Origin of the sequence: Streptomyces sp. NPDC021212, assembly GCF_044332925.1 — a bacterium.
Lineage (GTDB): Bacteria > Actinomycetota > Actinomycetes > Streptomycetales > Streptomycetaceae > Streptomyces.
On sequence record NZ_JBIRPZ010000002.1, the window covers coordinates 318,098 to 337,019 of the forward strand.

General features: G+C 71.4%; 19 protein-coding genes. 2 read left to right on the forward strand and 17 right to left on the reverse strand.

Annotated elements, in window-relative coordinates; all coding sequences use genetic code 11:
• Together ACH4SI_RS05625 and pyrR are read right to left on the reverse strand one after the other, a co-directional pair.
• Entirely contained in the window at window positions 1–981 is a 981-nt protein-coding gene (locus ACH4SI_RS05625) for an aspartate carbamoyltransferase catalytic subunit (protein ID WP_398292928.1), read from the reverse strand.
• Between the two features lie 145 nt (window positions 982–1,126).
• Window positions 1,127–1,711: a bifunctional pyr operon transcriptional regulator/uracil phosphoribosyltransferase PyrR gene (gene pyrR / locus ACH4SI_RS05630; protein ID WP_398292930.1), complete on the reverse strand. Its 585-nt coding sequence runs from the start codon at window positions 1,709–1,711 to the stop codon at window positions 1,127–1,129.
• Between the two features lie 221 nt (window positions 1,712–1,932).
• Here pyrR and bldD point away from each other — a divergent pair, with 221 nt between their 5' ends.
• Window positions 1,933–2,433: a transcriptional regulator BldD gene (bldD, locus tag ACH4SI_RS05635; protein WP_014056259.1), complete on the forward strand. Its 501-nt coding sequence runs from the start codon at window positions 1,933–1,935 to the stop codon at window positions 2,431–2,433.
• A gap of 124 nt (window positions 2,434–2,557) precedes the next feature.
• On the opposite strand, the gene nusB is transcribed toward bldD, so the two are convergent.
• From nusB to rpsD, 14 genes are all read right to left on the reverse strand, one after another.
• Window positions 2,558–3,019 (reverse strand): transcription antitermination factor NusB, encoded by a 462-nt coding sequence (gene nusB / locus ACH4SI_RS05640; protein WP_398292932.1) that lies wholly within the window; start codon window positions 3,017–3,019, stop codon window positions 2,558–2,560.
• Between the two features lie 2 nt (window positions 3,020–3,021).
• Window positions 3,022–3,588, reverse strand: coding sequence for an elongation factor P (gene efp / locus ACH4SI_RS05645; RefSeq protein ID WP_055557542.1), 567 nt, complete (start codon window positions 3,586–3,588; stop codon window positions 3,022–3,024).
• 96 nt (window positions 3,589–3,684) lie between these two features.
• On the reverse strand, window positions 3,685–4,791 hold the full coding sequence (locus tag ACH4SI_RS05650; protein ID WP_398292935.1) for a M24 family metallopeptidase: 1,107 nt from the start codon (window positions 4,789–4,791) through the stop codon (window positions 3,685–3,687).
• An 86-nt stretch (window positions 4,792–4,877) separates the two neighbouring features.
• Window positions 4,878–5,765, reverse strand: a complete 888-nt coding sequence (locus ACH4SI_RS05655; protein WP_398292937.1) for an AAA family ATPase — start codon at window positions 5,763–5,765, stop codon at window positions 4,878–4,880.
• A gap of 277 nt (window positions 5,766–6,042) precedes the next feature.
• A complete protein-coding gene (aroB, locus tag ACH4SI_RS05660) occupies window positions 6,043–7,149 on the reverse strand; it encodes a 3-dehydroquinate synthase (protein ID WP_398292939.1) in 1,107 nt (368 codons plus the stop codon).
• A complete protein-coding gene (locus ACH4SI_RS05665; protein WP_398293905.1) occupies window positions 7,146–7,628 on the reverse strand; it encodes a shikimate kinase in 483 nt (160 codons plus the stop codon). The genes aroB and ACH4SI_RS05665 overlap by 4 nt, the downstream gene beginning before the upstream one ends.
• Before the next feature lie 47 nt (window positions 7,629–7,675).
• Window positions 7,676–8,860 (reverse strand): chorismate synthase, encoded by a 1,185-nt coding sequence (aroC, locus tag ACH4SI_RS05670; protein WP_398292941.1) that lies wholly within the window; start codon window positions 8,858–8,860, stop codon window positions 7,676–7,678.
• Between the two features lie 165 nt (window positions 8,861–9,025).
• Complete coding sequence (locus ACH4SI_RS05675) at window positions 9,026–9,871, reverse strand: shikimate dehydrogenase (RefSeq protein ID WP_398292943.1); 846 nt, start codon at window positions 9,869–9,871, stop codon at window positions 9,026–9,028.
• Window positions 9,872–9,879: 8 nt separating this feature from the next.
• Entirely contained in the window at window positions 9,880–11,664 is a 1,785-nt protein-coding gene (gene mltG / locus ACH4SI_RS05680) for an endolytic transglycosylase MltG (protein WP_398292945.1), read from the reverse strand.
• A 91-nt stretch (window positions 11,665–11,755) separates the two neighbouring features.
• Window positions 11,756–12,220, reverse strand: a complete 465-nt coding sequence (gene ruvX, locus ACH4SI_RS05685; RefSeq protein WP_398292948.1) for a Holliday junction resolvase RuvX — start codon at window positions 12,218–12,220, stop codon at window positions 11,756–11,758.
• Window positions 12,221–12,222: 2 nt separating this feature from the next.
• On the reverse strand, window positions 12,223–14,910 hold the full coding sequence (gene alaS, locus ACH4SI_RS05690) for an alanine--tRNA ligase (RefSeq protein WP_398292950.1): 2,688 nt from the start codon (window positions 14,908–14,910) through the stop codon (window positions 12,223–12,225).
• Window positions 14,910–15,239, reverse strand: coding sequence for a DUF6167 family protein (locus tag ACH4SI_RS05695; protein ID WP_361474997.1), 330 nt, complete (start codon window positions 15,237–15,239; stop codon window positions 14,910–14,912). The genes alaS and ACH4SI_RS05695 overlap by 1 nt, the downstream gene beginning before the upstream one ends.
• 8 nt (window positions 15,240–15,247) lie before the next feature.
• Window positions 15,248–15,694, reverse strand: a complete 447-nt coding sequence (locus ACH4SI_RS05700) for a DUF948 domain-containing protein (RefSeq protein WP_398292953.1) — start codon at window positions 15,692–15,694, stop codon at window positions 15,248–15,250.
• Between the two features lie 242 nt (window positions 15,695–15,936).
• On the reverse strand, window positions 15,937–16,548 hold the full coding sequence (gene rpsD / locus ACH4SI_RS05705) for a 30S ribosomal protein S4 (RefSeq protein WP_398292956.1): 612 nt from the start codon (window positions 16,546–16,548) through the stop codon (window positions 15,937–15,939).
• 193 nt (window positions 16,549–16,741) lie between these two features.
• Here rpsD and ACH4SI_RS05710 point away from each other — a divergent pair, with 193 nt between their 5' ends.
• Window positions 16,742–17,488 carry a DUF2470 domain-containing protein gene (locus tag ACH4SI_RS05710; protein ID WP_398292959.1) on the forward strand — a complete coding sequence of 249 codons (747 nt, stop codon included), beginning with the start codon at window positions 16,742–16,744 and terminating at the stop codon, window positions 17,486–17,488.
• 43 nt (window positions 17,489–17,531) lie between these two features.
• Here the strand turns inward: ACH4SI_RS05710 and ACH4SI_RS05715 are convergent, their stop codons facing one another.
• Window positions 17,532–18,899, reverse strand: coding sequence for a replication-associated recombination protein A (locus tag ACH4SI_RS05715; protein WP_398292962.1), 1,368 nt, complete (start codon window positions 18,897–18,899; stop codon window positions 17,532–17,534).
• Window positions 18,900–18,922: the final 23 nt, after the last annotated feature.

Consider the following 18,922-nt stretch of genomic DNA (forward strand, 5'->3'; position numbering starts at 1 on the left):
TTATTGGTTCTCCTCGGTGCGGGCGGCGGTGACGGCGGGCTCGTTGCCGCCGAGCAGCAGGTACAGGACGGCCATGCGGATCGAGACGCCGTTGGCGACCTGCTCGACGGCGGTGCAGCGGTCGGAGTCGGCGACCTCGGCGGTGATCTCCATGCCGCGGTTCATCGGGCCGGGGTGCATGACGATGGCGTGCTCGGGCATCCGGCCCATCCGGTCGGCGTCCAGGCCGTAGCGGCGCGCGTACTCCCGCTCGGTGGGGAAGAAGGCGGCGTTCATGCGCTCGCGCTGGACCCGCAGCATCATCACGGCGTCGGACTTGCCCACCACCGCGTCCAAGTCGTACGAGACGTCGCAGGGCCAGCTCTCGACGCCGAAGGGGACGAGCGTGGGCGGGGCGACCAGGGTGACGTCGGCGCCGAGGGTGGACAGCAGGTGGACGTTGGAACGGGCGACCCGGCTGTGCAGCACGTCGCCGACGATGGTGATCCGGCGGCCGGACAGGTCCTGGCCCACGCCGGAGGCCCCGGAGGCCAGCCGACGGCGCATCGTGAAGGCGTCGAGCAGCGCCTGGGTGGGGTGCTCATGGGTGCCGTCACCGGCGTTGACGACCGAGCCGTTGATCCAGCCGGAGGTGGCGAGCCGGTGCGGGGCGCCGGAGGAGTGGTGGCGGATGACGACGGCGTCGGCGCCCATCGCCTCCAGGGTGAGCGCGGTGTCCTTCAGGGACTCGCCCTTGGAGACCGAGGAGCCCTTGGCGGAGAAGTTGATGACGTCGGCGGACAGCCGCTTGGCGGCCGCCTCGAAGGAGATGCGGGTGCGGGTCGAGTCCTCGAAGAAGAGGTTCACGACGGTGCGGCCGCGCAGGGTCGGCAGCTTCTTGATCGGCCGGTCGGCGAGCCGGGCCAGCTCCTCGGCGGTGTCGAGGATCAGGACGGCGTCGTCGCGCGAGAGGTCGGCGGCCGAGATGAGGTGACGCTTCATCCGGTTGCTCCGTGGGTGAGGAGGTGTGCGGGCGTACGGGCGGGCAGGCGCCTGGTGCGGTGCCGGGCCGTCAAGCCCCGCACCACGTGCCCGACGGGCCGGGTACCCGGGATCGCCGGGAGCCGTCGCCGTCGGTGCCGGGGCGCTACTTTCCGTCCGCGGGGGTGGTCTCGCGCAGGCCGAGGAGCACGCTGTCGCGCCCGTCCTCCTCGGTGAGCTGGACCTTGACCGTCTCCCGCAGCGACGTGGGGAGGTTCTTGCCGACGTAGTCGGCCCGGATCGGCAGCTCCCGGTGACCGCGGTCGACGAGGACCGCGAGCTGGACGGCGCGCGGCCGCCCCAGGTCACCGAGGGCGTCGAGTGCGGCGCGGATGGTGCGGCCGGAGAAGAGCACGTCGTCGACGAGGACGACCAGCCGGCCGTCGACGCCGTCGCCGGGGATCTCGGTGCGGGCCAGCGCGCGGGCGGGCCGCAGGCGCAGGTCGTCGCGGTACATCGTGATGTCGAGCGAGCCGACCGGCAGCTCACCGGGGGCCCTGCCGGTGATCTCCTCCAGCCGGGCGGCCAGCCGCCGGGCGAGGAAGACACCGCGGGTGGGGATGCCGAGCAGCACCACGTCGTCGGCGCCCTTGGCGCGCTCGACGATCTCGTGGGCGATGCGGGTCAGAACGCGCGCGATGTCCGGTGCTTCCAGCACGGAGCGCGCGGCGTCCGAGGTACGAGCGTCCATCGGAACGGACCTCCTTCTCCGCCTCACGGGACGGACCTTAAAGGACGTCGGATTTGCGCCATTCACAGTAGCAGGGGCGCATGGGGCGCTCGTCAACACCCCTGGCGAGAGCCCCTCCGCTCCATTCGGCTTGACGAACCGAGATTACGCTACGTAACCTTCACAGTGAGTTACCAGCCGCGCGGCGGAGCCGCACGTCGATTCAGTGTCCGGGGAGCTTTATGTCCAGCGAATACGCCAAACAGCTCGGGGCCAAGCTCCGCGCCATCCGCACCCAGCAGGGCCTCTCCCTTCACGGCGTCGAGGAGAAGTCCCAGGGCCGGTGGAAGGCCGTGGTGGTGGGATCGTACGAGCGCGGTGACCGCGCCGTGACCGTCCAGCGTCTCGCCGAACTGGCGGACTTCTACGGCGTCCCGGTGCAGGAGCTGCTGCCGGGCACCAGCCCGGCCGGGGCGGCCGAGCCGCCGCCGAAGCTGGTGCTGGACCTGGAGCGGCTGGCCCATGTGCCGGTCGAGAAGGCGGGCCCGCTCCAGCGCTACGCCGCCACGATCCAGAGCCAGCGAGGCGACTACAACGGCAAGGTGCTCTCGATCCGCCAGGACGATCTGCGCACCCTCGCCGTGATCTACGACCAGTCGCCGTCCGTCCTTACCGAACAGCTGATCAGCTGGGGAGTGCTGGGCGCCGACGCGCGCCGCGCGGTCCAGCACGAGGATGTGTGACGCGCGCCCGTCGCGCCCTCGCACCCTCTCCACCAGCAGAAACGTGCCGCCGGGGGCGGTGGAAGTGCCGTACGGCCTCCACCGCCCCCGGCGGCTTTGTGCTGGCTTGCGCCTGGGTCTCGCCTTATGCCTGGGTCTCGCCCGACGCCCGGGTCTCCGAGTCGCGGCGCAGCCCCGGCTTCAGCTCCTTGAGCCGGCCCAGCAGGCCGTTGACGAACGACGGCGAGTCGTCGGTGGAGAACTCCTTGGCGAGCTGCACCGCCTCGTCGATCACCACCGCGTCCGGAGTCGCGTCCTCCCACACCAGCTCATAGGCGCCGAGCCGCAGGATGTTCCGGTCGACGACCGGCATCCGGTCCAGCGTCCAGCCCACCGCGTAGGTGGCGAGCAGCTCGTCGATCCGGGCGGCGTGCTCCGCATACCCCTCGACGAGCTGCATCGTGTATTCGCTGACCGGCGGCTGCCGATCGTCGGTCCGGGCGTGCCGTATCCAGTCCGCGAGGACGGTCTGCACGGAGCTGCCACGCTGATCGGCCTCGAAAAGGATCTGAAAGGCTCGCTTACGGGCCTTGTTGCGGGCAGCCACGGTTAGTTGTTCACCCGACCGAGGTACTCGCCGGACCGGGTGTCGACCTTGATCTTTTCACCGGTGGTGATGAACAGCGGGACGCCGATCTCGTAGCCGGTCTCGAGCTTGGCGGGCTTGGAGCCACCGGTCGAGCGGTCACCCTGGACGCCCGGCTCGGTGTACTCGATCACCAGCTCGACGGCGGCGGGCAGCTCGACATACAGAGGGTTGCCCTCGTACATCGCCACGACCGCCTCGAAGCCCTCGAGCAGATACCGGGCGTTGTCGCCGACGACCTCGGGGGTGACATAGATCTGGTCGAACGTGTCCATGTCCATGAACACGAAGCTCTCGCCGTCCTTGTACGAGAACTGCATGCCGCGCTTGTCGACATTGGCCGTCTCGACCTTCACGCCGGCGTTGAAGGTCTTGTCGACCACCTTGCCGGACAGCACGTTCTTGAGCTTGGTGCGCACGAAAGCAGGGCCCTTGCCGGGCTTGACGTGCTGGAACTCGACGACGGACCAGAGCTGGCCGCCGTCGAGCTTGAGCACCATGCCGTTCTTGAGGTCGTTCGTGGATGCCACGGTTGCGGGATCTCCTGGACTACAGCTGGTGGAGACCAAAAGGCCGCGGCGCGCCATTATCAGCCAGGGCCGTCAGCGGAAAACCGTCAGCCAGAACTACAGCGCGAGCAGCTCTTTGGTCGTGATGGTGAGTAGCTCGGGTCCGCCGTCCGCCTCGGGGCGGACGACGAGCGTGTCGTCGATCCGGACACCGCCTCGTCCCGGGAGGTGGACCCCCGGTTCGACGGTGACCGGCACACAAGCGTCCAGTTTACCCATGGCCGACGGCGACAGCCGAGGGTCCTCGTCGATTTCAAGGCCCACACCGTGTCCGGTGCGCGTCTCCAGCCCCTCCCCGTACCCCGCGGCGTCCAGTACCTGACGGGTCACCCGGTCCACGTCCCGGTACGCCGTGCCCGGCAGCAGCGCCTCCCGTCCGGCCCGCTGAGCGGCGAAGACGAGGTCGTACAGCTCCACCTGCCAGTCCGCGGGCGAGGGCCCGATGACGAACGTGCGGCCCACCTGGCAGCGGTACCCGCGGTAGTCGGCGCCCAGGCAGATGGTGAGGAAGTCGCCCTCCTCCACGCGGCGGTCGGTGGGCAGATGCGCGGCCCGGCCCGCGTGCGGTCCCGCCGCGACCACGGTGGGGAACGCCGCCCCGTCCGCCCCGTGGTCCACCAGCCGGCGCTCCAGCTCCAGCGCGAGATGGCGCTCGGTACGGCCCACCAGGATCGACTCCAGCAGCTCGCCGAGCGCCTGGTCGGCCAGCTCCCCGGCGATCCGCATGCAGGAGATCTCCTCGTCGTCCTTGACGATGCGCAGCTGCTCGACGGCCCGCCCCAGGTCGGCGAGGAGCAGCCGCGGCACGGCGGCGCCGACCGCCCGGTGGCGGGCCACGGTCAGGTCGTGCTCCTCGACGGCCAGCGACTCGGCGCCGTCCGCCGCCGCCAGGTCGGCCGCGACCACGGCCGGGTCGCCGTCCGGCCCGGACAGCACCAGGAGCCGCAGATCCTCCGGATGCGGCCCCGGCACCGAACCCCACGAGAACGCCTCGGGCGCCACCAGGACGTCCTGGACGGGCCCGAGGAGCAGTGCGGCGCCCGGGGGCGCGTCGCCGCACAGATAGCGCACGTTGGGGGCCCGGGAGACCAGGGCGGCCTCGCTCCCGGCCGCCGCGTACTGGTCGCGCAGGCGGGCACGTCGGGCCGCGTACACCTGGGACATGCCCCCGAGCGTACGCACTGCGTCCCGCCCCGGCCGTCCGGAAGGGGCCGGATGGGGTCCCGGCGCCCCGGATGCCCTGACTGTCGTCAGAAGGCGGGCGGGCTCGCGATGGAGCGGGCCACCACCTCGTCCAGCATGCGGGCGGTGGTCTCCACGTCGTACGTGGAGTTGTCGATGATCGGCAGGCCCGAGCCGTACCAGCCGGCCATCCGGCCGTGGATGCGGGCGACCTCTTCGTCGCTGAGGCGGCGGTTACCGCTGCGGGCCGCGTTCCGCTCCAGGACGATTTCGAGGCCGGGCAGCACGACCACGGGGAGGAGACCGGGGCCGACGTGCCGCTTCCAGCCGCCGAGGCCGACGACGGGGCGGTCCGGGAAGACCGCGTCGTCGAGGATGCAGGAGATGCCGTTGGCGAGGAAGTTACGGGCGGCGAAACCGCAGGTGCGGCGGGCGAGACGATACTGCGCCTCGGAGTTCTCGTTCCAGCCCGACTGGGGGTTGGCGAAGCCCGACCTGACCCACTCCCGGACGTCGTCGAGGCTGATGTGGGCGGTGGGCACCCGGCGGCGGTCGGCCCAGTAGCGGGCGACGGTGGTCTTGCCCGCTCCGGCCGGTCCGATGAGCAGCACGGCGACGGCGGTGTGCGAGGCGTCGGCCATCGCCGGGTCCGCGGGCGGGTGGGGCAGCGGGACGGGCCCGCCGGGCGGGAGCTGGATGTGGCCGGTGGTGTTGGCGCGGTCGACGGGCGGCGCGGGGGGCGGCTGCGGAGTGGGGTGCCCGCCGGCCTGCGGATGGCCCGCCACCGGGGGTACGGGCGCGGGCGGGGCGGGCACCGGCGGCATGGGCGCCGCGGGGTGGACGGGGTGCGCGGGCGGGGCCGGTGCTGCGGGCACCGGAGGTACGGGCGGGGCCGGCCGGTGCGGGTGGGGACCGGGGGGCTGACTCGCGCTCTGGGCCCAGCCTGCGTCCTGCATCCGGTGGCACTCCGTCTCGTACAGGCGGCAGTCGTGACGGACAACTGTCGCGTGGTGACGCGGCGCTGAGGCCGCTCCTACCGAACGGTACCTGCCCAGGCCGCCGCTGTGTGAACGCCCGGGAAACCCGATGAGTGCCCGTCTTAAGGCGCCAGCCAGGCAATTCGTCCGCGGGGACGCCCAACTGCGGGCGCTTTCAGGGGCGTTCGAAAGCCCGCGGCGGTGCCGCGGGCTTCGATGGCGCTACCACAGATGACACAGCTGTGACGGAATCAGGTCAGCTCGGCGAGGTCTCCCGGGAGATCTCCCCGTACGCCGCGAGCAGCACCGCCGGGTCCGGCCCTTCCAGCACGGTCGGCTTGGCGATGCCGTCGAGCACGATGAAGCGCAGCAGGTCACCGCGGGACTTCTTGTCGACCTTCATGGTCTCCAGCAGCTTGGGCCACTGGTCGCCGCGGTAGGTGAGCGGCAGGCCGACGGACTCCAGGACGGCGCGGTGCCGGTCGGCGGTGGCGTCGTCCAGGCGGCCCGCGAGACGGCCCAGTTCGGCGGCGAAGACCATGCCGACGGAAACGGCGGCGCCGTGCCGCCAGTTGTAGCGCTCGTTCTTCTCGATGGCGTGCGCGAGCGTGTGCCCGTAGTTGAGGATTTCGCGCAGGCCGGATTCCTTGAGGTCGCTGGAGACGACCTCGGCCTTGACCCGGATGGAGCGTTCGATCAGCTCGGCGGTGTGGGCACCGCCGGGCGTGCGGGCCGCGGCCGGGTCCTGCTCGATCAGCTCCAGGATGGCCGGGTCGGCGATGAATCCGGCCTTGATGACCTCGGCGAGGCCGCTGATGTAGTCGTTGACGGGCAGCGAGTCCAGCGCGGCCAGGTCGCACAGCACCCCGGCCGGGGGGTGGAAGGCGCCGACGAGGTTCTTGCCCTCGGCGGTGTTGATGCCGGTCTTGCCGCCGACCGCCGCGTCGACCATGCCGAGCACGGTCGTCGGGATGGCGATCCAGCGCACCCCGCGCAGCCAGGTCGCGGCGACGAAGCCGGCCAGGTCGGTGGTCGCGCCGCCGCCGACGCCGACGATGACGTCGCTGCGGGTGAAGCCGGTCTGGCCGAGCGCCTTCCAGCAGTACGCGGCGACCTCGGCGGTCTTGGCCTCCTCCGCGTTCGGCAGCTGGATCGCGATGGCGTCGTACCCCTGGTCCGCGAGGTCCTGGCGGATCGCCTCACCGGTTTCGGCCAGCGCCTCGGGGTGCAGCACGGCGACCCGCTTGGAATCGCCGATCAGGCCGGGCAGCTCGCCGAGGAGCTGCCGGCCGACCAGGACCTCGTACGGCGCGGTGCCCGCGGTGCCGCCGACCTGGATGCGCGTGGGGGTTTCGGTGCTCATGCCTTCTTCAGCTCCAGTGCGTCCATGACGGCGTCGGCGACCTCGTCGGGGGTGCGGCCCTCGGTCGTCACGACGGCCCGGGCGACTTCGGTGTACAGCGGGCGGCGCTGTTCCATCAGCTCGCGCCAGCGCTGGCGGGGGTTGACGGCGAGCAGCGGGCGGGGCGCGTCCAGGCCGGTGCGCTTGACGGCCTCGGCGACGCCCATCTCCAGGAAGATCACCGGGAGGCCGGCGAGCAGGGCGCGGGTGTCCGGGTCGAGGATCGCGCCGCCGCCGAGCGCCAGCACGCCGTGGTGACCGGCGACGGCGGTCCGTACGGCCTGCTTCTCCAGCTCGCGGAAGTGGGGCTCGCCCTCGTCGATGAAGATCTCGGAGATTTCCTTGCCCGCGGTCTCCACGATGTCGGTGTCGGTGTCCCGGAACGTGGTGCCCAGCCGCTCCGCGAGCACCCGTCCGACGGTGCTCTTCCCCACGCCCATGGGTCCGACCAGGACGGCGGCGGGACCCTCCGGCGTGCCGGCGCCGCTCACCGGATGGCCAGGCTGTCGAGGAAGCCCCGCACGTTGCGGCGGGTCTCGCCGACCGAGTCGCCGCCGAACTTCTCGGCGACCGCGTCCGCCAGCACCAGGGCGACCATGGCCTCGGCGACGATGCCTGCGGCGGGCACCGCGCACACGTCCGAGCGCTGGTGGTGGGCCTTGGTGGCCTCGCCGGTGGTGACATCGACGGTGGCCAGCGCGCGGGGCACGGTCGCGATCGGCTTCATCGCGGCCCGTACCCGCAGCAGCTCGCCCGTGGTCAGCCCGCCCTCGGTGCCGCCGGAGCGGCCGGAGGAGCGCTTGATGCCCTCGTCGGTCGACACGATCTCGTCGTGCGCCTGGGAGCCGGGCACCCGGGCGAGGTCGAAGCCGTCGCCGACCTCGACGCCCTTGATGGCCTGGATGCCCATCAGCGCGGCGGCCAGCCGCGCGTCCAGCCGGCGGTCCCAGTGCACGTGCGAGCCGAGGCCCACCGGTACGCCGTACGCCAGCACCTCGACGACGCCGCCGAGGGTGTCGCCGTCCTTGTGGGCCTGGTCGATCTCGGCCACCATCGCCTTGCTCGCGTCGGCGTCCAGGCAGCGCACCGGGTCGGCGTCGAGCCGCTCGACGTCGGACGGCTTCGGGTAGACGCCGTACGGGGCCTTGGCGGCGGCCAGCTCGGTCACATGGGAGACGATCTCGATCCCGGCCGTCTCCTTGAGGTAGGAGCGGGCGACGGTGCCGAGGGCGACGCGGGCGGCGGTCTCACGGGCGCTGGCGCGCTCCAGGATGGGCCGGGCCTCGTCGAAGTTGTACTTCTGCATTCCGGCGAGGTCGGCGTGGCCGGGGCGGGGGCGGGTCAGCGGCGCGTTACGGGCCAGCCCCGCCAGGATCTCGGGGTCGACCGGGTCGGCGGCCATGACCTGCTCCCACTTGGGCCACTCGGTGTTGCCGACCATGATCGCGACCGGGGAGCCGAGGGTCAGACCGTGCCGGACGCCGCCGATGAAGGTGACCTCGTCGCGCTCGAACTTCATCCGCGCCCCGCGGCCGTAGCCGAGCCGCCGCCGCGCGAGGGCGTCCGTCACCATGTCGGTGGTGATCGGCACCCCTGCGGGCAGCCCCTCCAGCGTCGCCACAAGCGCGGGGCCGTGCGACTCCCCCGCGGTCAGCCAGCGCAACCTGCTCAACGGTGCTCCCTCATGCTCATGCTCGCGCCTCGACGTCCAGTGGCTCGGCCCGGTGCGCGGCCCGGGCCGGCCACCTCCGATCCTCCCACGGCCCAGATTCTGCGAGGGCTCACGTCCAGCGTACGGACGTGCGACGACCAGGCGGACGACCCCGACTGCGCCTGGTCACCCTCCGCGGGCCGCGAGGGCCGCCTCCCCCGCCTCGCGCATCGCGGCGAGCGGCGCCGGGGCGCGCCCGGTGATCTGCTCGACCTGCGGTACGGCCTGGTGGACCAGCAGGTCGAGACCGCCGACCACCGCGCCGCCGCGCGCCGACCAGGCGGCGGCCAGCGCGGTCGGCCAGGGGTCGTAGAGGACGTCGAAAAGGGTGCCGGGGCGTTCGGGGACGGTCGCCGCGAGCGCGTCGGTCGTCCCGGCGGGGGTGGTGGCGATCACCAGCGGGGCGTCGAACGCCTCGGGCGCGGCGTCCCAGTCCGCCGTGCGGACCGTCACGCCCAGCCGCTCGCCCCACTGCCGCATCTCGGCCGCCCGGGCGTCGCTGCGGACGTACGCGGTGACCTCGCCGTCGCAGACGCGGGCGAGCGCGGCCAGGGCGGAGGAGGCGGTGGCTCCGGCACCCAGGACGGCGGCCCGCTCCACCCGCTCGAGGCCGCGCTCGGCGAGCGCCGCCACCATGCCCGGGATATCCGTGTTGTCGCCGATCCGCCGTCCGTCGTCGGTCAGGACGACCGTGTTGACCGCCTCCACCGAGGCCGCCGTGTCGCTGACGCTGTCCAGCAGCGGGATGACCGCGCGCTTGAGCGGCATGGTCACGGAGAACCCCGCCCAGTCCCGCTCCCCCGGCTCGCCGATCCGCTCGAAGAACCCCGGCAGCGCGGCCTCGTCCAGTGCGACGGCGCCGTAAGTCCAGCCGTCGAGGCCCAGCTTCCGGTACGCGGCGTTGTGCAGCGCCGGAGACAGGGAGTGGGCGACCGGCGAGCCGAGCACGGCCGCGCGGCGGGTGTGCGACATGTCTTTCCTCAGCGGTTCCTGCGCTGCTTGTTGAACTTGTTGACCAACTTCTGGTGCTCCGCGTAGGTCTTGGAGAACTCGCTCGTCTTGCCGTCGAGCGAGATGAAGTAGAACCACCCGTTGTCGGTCGGGTTCATGGACGCCTTCATCGCATCCGCACCCGGATTGCCGATCGGCCCGGGCGGCAGCCCCTTGTAGAAGTAGGTGTTGTACGGGTTGTCGTATCCCTTGATCTCGCTGATCGGGATATCGAGCTTGCTCTGGTTCTTGATGTAGTTGTACGTCGAGTCGAATTCCAGCTTGCCATTGGTCTGGGTGTTACCGACCTTGAGCCGGTTGTAGACCACCTCGGCCATCTGCCGGAAGTCGCTGTGGGTGACGCCCTCCGCCTGGACCAGGCTCGCCACGGTGAGCAGCTGGAGCGGGGAGTCCAGGCCCTCTTCCTTGGCCTTGGCCTCCAGGTCGTACCTCGCGTAGTTCCGCTTGGCCTCGGCCACCATCTTGCGCAGCACGTCCACGGGCTTGGCGTTCTTGCCCACGCTGTACCGGGACGGGTAGAGGAATCCTTCCAGCGGATCCTTGATCTTTGAATTGTCATTCGCCCAGGAAGGCAGCCCGAGGTTCTTGGCCTCCTTCTTGGCAATGCCCGCCGTGGTACCCGTCTTGACGCCGGTCTTCTTGTCGATCGCCGCGTAGACCGTGGCGTCGCGCATGCCCTCGGTGACGATCAGGGCATTGCTGCTCGCGGGGCTGAGCATCAGCTTCACCGCGGCCGCGCCGGACATTTCCTTGCGAAGGGTGTAGGTGCCCGGCTGGACGAACTTGCCGCTGTCCTCGACGGCTTCCACAAATGCGCCGCCACTCTTGACCACGCCCTTTTCGGCGAGGAGGCTGCCGATTTCGGCATTGCCCGAACCGCCGGGAACCTCCACCTCGACCTGGCCGCTGCCCTGGCCCTCGTAGTCCGGCGCCGGGCCGAAGCGGGTCTGCCAGAAGTCATAGGCGAAGTAGCCGCCTCCGCCGACGGCGCCCACCAGGACGACGGTGACGAAGAGGCAGGCGACCCCGCTGCGGCGCTTGGTGCCGGACTTCGACTTCGCCTTCTTGGACTTCTTGTCCTTCTGGGAGCGGCCCTCGGAGTCGGCGCCCCCGGCGCCTTCCACGTCGTTGACGTCGTCGTCCGAGGTGACTCTGCCCGCGGGACCGCTTCCGTTCAGGAAGAAGGGATGGTCCTCTTCCGGTTCCGGGCCGTCCTGCTGGAACGCCTCCGGCTCCTGTTCCTGCTGTGGCTCCTGTGCCTGCTGCGGCACCTGGGGCATCTGCTGGGTCTCCCCCGGCATCTGCGCGCCCTGCGGCGGCGGCTCGTGCGCCATCTGCTGCGGGAAGCCGTCCTGGGCGCCGCCCTGGGACGTGTAGCCATACGGATCGTTGGGGTCCATCCCCACGCCGTACGAGCCGTCCCAGCCGCCGTTGCCGTATCCCTGCTGGTCCCAGTGCTGCTGTTGCTGTTGCTGCTGTGGGAACGGCTGGGCGTCCTGCGGGTATCCGTGCGGGTACTGCTGGTGCCCGTAGGGGTCCTGCCCGTAGACGTTCTGCCCGTAGACGTTCTGGCCGTAGCCCTCCTGCGGGTAGCCCTCCGGGGCGTAGGGGGCCTGCCCGTAGGGATCGTTCGGGTCCTGCGGGTACGGCTCCTGACCGGTCACGGCCTGATGCCCGCCCCACCCCTGGTCCCCGAACAACGGGTCCTCGGGATGCCACGGTTGGGAGCCGGGTCCCCGGCCGTACTCAGTCATCAAACCCCTAGCGATGGCGGTGGCGGCCGCCCCGTGCGCTCGCGGCACAAGCGACGGCTGCCATGTCGCGCGGAACGTTACCGTATCGCGATCAGATGACCACTTCGACGGCCTCGCCCGGCGCCCGGCCGGAGGTCCGCTCGGTCTCCAGCGCGCTCTGCAGAATGATCACCGCGGCTGCCTGGTCAACGACCGAGCGGCCCTTCTTGGACGACACCCCGGACGCCCGGAGGCCGTGCGCCGCTGTGACGGTCGTCATACGCTCGTCGACCAGCCGCACGGACACCGGCTGGACCCGCCGCGCCAGTTCCCTGGCGAAGGTGCGCACCTTGGCCGCGGCCGGCCCCTCGCGCCCGTTGAGCGAGCGCGGGAGGCCGACCACCACCTCGATGGGCTCGTACTCCTCGACGATGGCCGCCAGCCGCTTGTGGGCGGCCGGGATGTCGCGTCCCGGCACGGTCTCCACGGGGGTGGCGAGGATCCCGTCGGGGTCGCACGAGGCGACCCCGATCCGGGCGTCCCCGACGTCGATGGCGATGCGCCGGCCGCGCCGCACGGCTACCGGCCCGATTCCGCGACGAGCCGCTCGACGGCCTCGATGGCGTCGCCGACGGCGGCCGGGTTCTGGCCGCCGCCCTGGGCGACGTCCGGCTTGCCGCCGCCTCCGCCGCCGAGCGTCTTGGCGGCGGTGCGGACCAGGTCACCGGCCTTGAGGCCGCGCTCGCGGGCCGCCTCGTTGGTGGCGATCACGGTCAGCGGGCGGCCGCCTCCCACGGTGAACAGGGCGACGACGGCGGGCCGGTCGACGGCCCCCGCCTTCTGGTCGAGCCGCCCGCGCACGTCCAGCACCAGCTTGCGCAGGTCGTCGGCGGTCGTGCCGTCCGGCACTTGGCCGGCGGCCAGGGCGACGCCCCGGACGTCCTTGGCGCCCTCGGCGAGCCCGGCGGCGGCCTGGAGCACCTTCTCGGCGCGGAACCGCTCGATCTCCTTCTCGGCGTCCCTGAGCTTGGTGAGCATGCCGGAGATCTTCTCCGGAAGCTCCTCCGGGCGGCCCTTGACCAGGTCGGTGAGCTGGGAGACGACCGTGTGCTCACGGGCGAGGAAGTTGTACGCGTCCACGCCCACCAGGGCCTCCACGCGGCGCACACCGGAGCCGATGGAGGACTCGCCGAGCAGCTTCACCAGGCCCAGCTGGGCGGTGTTGTGGACGTGCGTACCGCCGCACAGCTCCTTGGAGAAGTCGCCGATGGTCACCACGCGCACCCGGTCGCCGTACTTCTCGCCGAACTCGGCGATGGCGCCCTGCTTCTTGGCGTCGTCCATGCTCATCACCTCGGCGGTGACGTCGAGTTCGCGGGAGAGCACCTCGTTGATCTTCTGCTCGACGTCGGTGAGCACCGTGCCGGGGACGGCGGTCGGCGAGCCGAAGTCGAAGCGGAAGCGGCCGGGCGAGTTCTCCGAACCGGCCTGGGCGGCGGTCGGGCCCAGGGCGTCGCGCAGCGCCTGGTGGGTGAGGTGGGTGGCGCTGTGGGCGCGGGCGATGGCCCGGCGGCGCTTGATGTCGATCTCGGCGTACGCGCCGGACCCGACCGTCACCTCGCCGACCTGCACGACGCCCTTGTGCACGCTGACGCCGGGCACCGGCTGCTGGACGTCCCGCACCTCGACGACGGCGCCGGAGGCCAGCTTGATCTTGCCGGTGTCGGCGAGCTGGCCGCCGCCCTCGGCGTAGAACGGGGTGCGGTCCAGGACGACCTCGACGTCGTCGCCCTCGGAGGCGGCGGGCGAGGAGACCCCGTCGACCAGCAGGCCGACGACGGTGGACTCACCGGAGGTGTCGCTGTAGCCGGTGAAGACGGTCGAGCCGGAGGTGTCGGCGACCTCGCGGTAGGCCGACAGGTCGGCGTGACCGGTCTTCTTGGCCTTGGCGTCGGCCTTGGCGCGCTCCCGCTGCTCCCGCATCAGGCGGCGGAAGCCGTCCTCGTCCACCGAGAGGCCCTGTTCGGCGGCCATCTCCAGGGTGAGGTCGATCGGGAAGCCCCAGGTGTCGTGGAGCAGGAACGCCTTGTCGCCGGGGAGCACGCTGCCGCCGGCGGCCTTGGTGTCGGTGACGGCGGTGTCGAGGATGTTGGTGCCGGCCTTGAGGGTCTTCAGGAAGGCCGACTCCTCGGCGAGCGCGACGGTCTCGATGCGCTTGCGCTCGGTCAGCAGCTCCGGGTACTGCTGGCCCATCGTCTTGAGGACGGTGTCCACCAGCTCGCCGACGACCGGCTCGGCGGCGCCGAGGATGCGCATGTTGCGGATGGCGCGGCGCATGATGCGGCGCAGCACATAGCCGCGGCCCTCGTTGCCGGGGGTGACGCCGTCGCCGATGAGCATGACGGAGGTGCGCATGTGGTCGGCGACCACGCGCAGCGACACGTCGCTGTCATGGGCGGCGCCGTAGGCGACCCCGGTCAGCTCGGTGGCCTTGTCCATCACGACGCGCAGGGTGTCGGTCTCGTACATGTTCTGCACGCCCTGCAGGATCATCGCGAGGCGTTCCAGGCCGAGGCCGGTGTCGATGTTCTTGCTCGGCAGCTCGCCGAGGATGGGGAAGTTCTCCTTGCCCTCGCCCGGGCCGCGCTCGTACTGCATGAAGACCAGGTTCCAGATCTCCACGTAGCGCTCGTCGTTGACGGCCGGGCCGCCCTCCACGCCGAACTCCGGACCACGGTCGTAGTTGATCTCGGAGCAGGGACCGCAGGGGCCGGGGACGCCCATGGACCAGTAGTTGGGGCCCATGCCCAGGCGCTGGATGCGCTCCGAGGGGACGCCGACGACGTCGCGCCAGATGCGCTCGGCCTCGTCGTCCTGCTCGTAGACGGTGATCCAGAGCCGCTCGGGGTCCAGGCCGTAGCCACCGTCCGCCACGGAGCCGGTGAGCAGCTCCCAGGCGTAGGTGATGGCGCCTTCCTTGAAGTAGTCGCCGAACGAGAAGTTGCCGCACATCTGGAAGAACGTGCCGTGCCGGGTGGTCTTGCCGACCTCTTCGATATCCGGCGTCCGCACGCACTTCTGCACGCTCACGGCGCGCTTGTAAGGCGGCTGGACCTCGCCCAGGAAGAACGGCTTGAAGGGGACCATGCCCGCGTTGACGAGCAGCAGGGTCGGGTCGTCCGCGATGAGCGACGCCGACGGCACGACGGTGTGCCCGCGCTCCTCGAAGAAGCGCAGCCAGCGGCGGCGGATTTCAGCCGACTCCATCAGTGGTCCTCATTTCGGGCGTTCGGGTTGGGGTAGGGGGACGTGTGGGTGAGCTGGGCCCGGCCGCGCTGGGCCGGCAGCTGCGTGAGGTCGTTGGCGGGCGCCGAGGTCAGGCCCAGGGCGTCCTTGAGCGCCGCCTCGCGGTCGGCCATGCCGTCGCGCACGTCGAGCGCGAAGACCTTGATCCGCCGTCCGGCGAGCACCGCCCGGTCGGCGGCCTGCGCCGCCAGACTCTCGGGGGTGAGCTGATTGAGCTTGCGCTGGACCTTGGTGGTGGCCCACACACCGGCTGCGACGCCGGTGGTGAACCAGAATGTGCGGCGGAACATCCGGTCTCTCAGCCCTTCGATCCACGGTTGCGGCGGCCGCCCCGACGGGCGGACGGCAGGGTCTTGCCGATAACAACGCTGCCGTTGCGCGCGGGCGCGTCTTCGGGCGTCGCCTTGCGGCCGATCGCGCGCCGGACGCCGTAGCCGAACGCCGCCACCTTGACCAGCGGTCCGCCGAAGGCGGAGGAGACGGTCGAGGACAGCGCGGAGGCGTTCGAGGTGACCTCCTGGACGTCGGAGGCGATCGAATCCACGCGGGCGAGCTGGGTGTTGGCCTCGCGCACGGTCGCGGACGCCTCGCTGAGCAGCGGCACCGCCTGGTCGGTGACCTCCGCCACCAGCCGGGTGGCCGCCTTGAGCGTCTGGGCGAGCCTCACCAGGGCGAGGGCGAGAAAGGACACCAAGATCGCCCAGAAGACGGCCACGAGGATCCCGGCCACTTCTCCACCGGACACGTTGCACCGCTCCCTGCTGCCGATCACGTCGGTCGTCGTCGTTCAGGTCGTCCGTCGTTCGAGTCGTCCGTCGCCCATCGGTCTCGGGCGGTCATCCGGGCGCGGGCGGCAGGTATCGACCCTATCGCGCCCGGCAGGCCCGGCTGAAACGCATTCCGCTCGGCCAAACAGCCCGCGGGCTCCCCCCGACACACCGGTCGACGGGGAACCCGCGGGCTGTTGAGCAGAAACGGTCCGCTGGATCAGCGGGCGTAGTACTCGACGACGAGCTGCTCGTCGCAGATCACCGGGACCTCCTTGCGGTTCGGGTCCCGGTCGAGGCGGAAGGCGAGCGCCTTCAGGTTGACCTGCAGGTAGCGCGGGGTCTCGCCGTCGGGGGCGTAGCCGCCCTCACGAGCCACCTGGAAGGGGTGCTTCTCGCGGCTGCGCTCGCGGACCATCACCACGTCGTCCGGGCGGACCCGGAAGGAGGGCTTGTCGACCTTGCGGCCGTTGACCTCGATGTGACCGTGGACCACCATCTGGCGGGCCTGGTAGATCGTGCGGGCGATTCCCGACCGCAGGACGAGCGCGTCCAGACGGCGCTCAAGCTCGATGATCAGGGCTTCGCCTGTCTTGCCTTCGACCTTCCGAGCGCGGTCGTAGGCACGGGCCATCTGGCGCTCGCTGATGTCGTACTGAGCGCGCAGACGCTGCTTTTCCAGCAGCCGGACCTTGTAGTCACTGGTCTGCTTGCGGCCACGGCCGTGCTCGCCGGGCGGGTAGGGACGGGCCTCGAAGTACTTGACGGCCTTCGGCGTCAGCGCGATGCCGAGTGCGCGCGACTTCTTGACCTTGGGACGCGACTGGTTCACGTGGAACGAACCTCCATGTAAGTTAGGTATGCCTTACCTTAGCCGAGGAGAACGCATGTTTCGACCTGGGATCCCCCTGCCCGGTACTGGTCAGAGCCTTCAGGAGGGTCAGCCGCGTCCCAAGGAAGACGCCCTGCGGCCGACGGCGGCAGAGCGTGTACGGACTCTCGTTGAATGCAAGGCTACGGCGTCATTGACGATTCCCGGAATCGAGGTCCCCGACGATCTCGGCATGGACGAACCGGCCGCCCGCGCCGTCACCCCGGACGGCGATCTGCTGTTGCTGGTGTCCGGCGGCTCACCCGCGGCCCGCGCCGCCGCCTACGCGCAGGACGACGATCTGACCTGCGTGATGGAGATCACGGACGTCGCCCCGGTCTCGGTGCCCCAGCGGATCCGCGGCCGCGCCTGGGTGGCCGGCTGGCTCACCCCCGTACGCGGCGGCGACCGCGCCGCGAGCGCGGCCCTGCTCGCTGCGGCCCATCCGGTCGGGGAGCTGCTGGGCCTCGGGGAGGCCCTGCAGCCCGACTCCGCCGGCGGTCCGCGCGCGCGGACCGCCGCTTGGACGCTGCTGCGGCTGGAGGTCGCCGAGGCCTGTGTGGACGATCTGTGGGGCGCGGACGGCGTCGAGCCGGACGAGTTCGCTCAGGCCACCCCCGACCCGATGGCCCCGCACGAGGCCGAGCTGCTGCAGCATCTGCACGCGGCCCACAGCGACCAGGTGCGCGGGCTCTGCGCCCTGCTGGGCGAGCGCTCGTCCGTGGTGTGCACCCGCGGGCCCGCGATCCCCGTGGCCCTCGACCGCTTCGGCCTGCGCGTCCGCTTCACGGACGACGCCGACCAGCCGTTCGACGCGCGCTTCGACTTCCCGGAGCCGGTGCGGAGCGTCACCGAACTGCGCCACGCGATGCACGCCCTGTTCGAGGCGGCCGCCGACTAGGCCGGGGTCCGGGTCCGGGTCCGGGCTTTACGAGCCTTCCGCCTTACGAGGTCTCCGGCGGCGGGTCACCGCGCAGCCGCGCCCGGACCCGCTCGACCACATCGGCGTACCGGGCCTCCGCCCCGTACCGCGTCGGCTCGTAGTAGCGCTTGCCCTGGATCTTGTCCGGTGCGTACTGCTGCGCCGCGATGCCGCCCGGCAGATCGTGCGGATACAGATACCCCTGGGCATGGCCGAGCTTTTCGGCGCCCTTGTAGTGCCCGTCCCGCAGATGCGGCGGCACCGGGCCCGCGAGCCCGGCCCGGACATCCGCCAGCGCCGCCCCGATCGCCGTCGTGGCCGCGTTGGACTTGGGCGCGAGCGCCAGCGCGATCGTGGCGTGGCTCAGCGTCAGGGCGGCCTCGGGGAAGCCGATCAGCGCGACCGCCTGCGCCGCCGCGACGGCGGTGGGCAGGGCGGTCGGGTCGGCCAGCCCGATGTCCTCACTCGCGGAGATCATCAGCCGGCGCGCGATGAACCGCGGGTCCTCCCCCGCCTCGATCATCCGCGCCAGATAGTGGAGCGCGGCATCCACATCCGAGCCGCGGATCGACTTGATGAGAGCGCTTGCCACGTCATAGTGCTGATCACCGGCCCGGTCGTAGGTGACCGCGGCCCGGTCGACCGCCTCCTCCAGCGTGGTCAGCGTGATCTCCGCCTCGCCCTTGGCGATCGCCGCCCCGGCCCCCGCCTCCAGGGCGGTGAGCGCCCGCCGGGCGTCGCCACCCGCGATCCGCAGCAGATGCCCCTCCGCCTCCTCGGGGAGGGTGACCGCGCCGCCGAGCCCCCGCTCGTCGGCCAGCGCACGGCGCAGCAGCCCGCGCAGGTCGTCGTCGGTGAGCGGCTCCAGGGTGAGCAGCAGCGAGCGGGAGAGCAGCGGGGAGATCACCGAGAAGTACGGGTTCTCCGTGGTGGCCGCGATCAGGGTGACCCACCGGTTCTCCACGGCGGGCAGCAGCGAGTCCTGCTGCGCCTTGCTGAAACGGTGGATCTCGTCCAGGAAGAGCACGGTCTCCCGGCCGTACGCCCCCGAGGAGCGGCGGGCCCCGTCGATGACGGCCCGCACCTCCTTCACCCCCGCGGTGATCGCCGACAGCTCCACGAACCGCTTCTGGGTGGCCTGGCTGACCACGTACGCGAGCGTGGTCTTCCCGATGCCGGGCGGGCCCCACAGCAGGACCGAGGACGGCCCGGCCGGGCCTCCGCTGCCCTCGCCCACCAGTCTCCGCAACGGCGATCCGGGGCGCAGCAGATGCTGCTGGCCCACGACCTCGTCCAGCGTGCGCGGGCGCATGCGCACGGCCAGCGGACTGCTGGACGGGTCCTTCTCCTGGCGGTCCTCGGCGGCGGCGGTGAACAGGTCTGGCTCCACCCGGAAAGCCTATGGCACCGCAC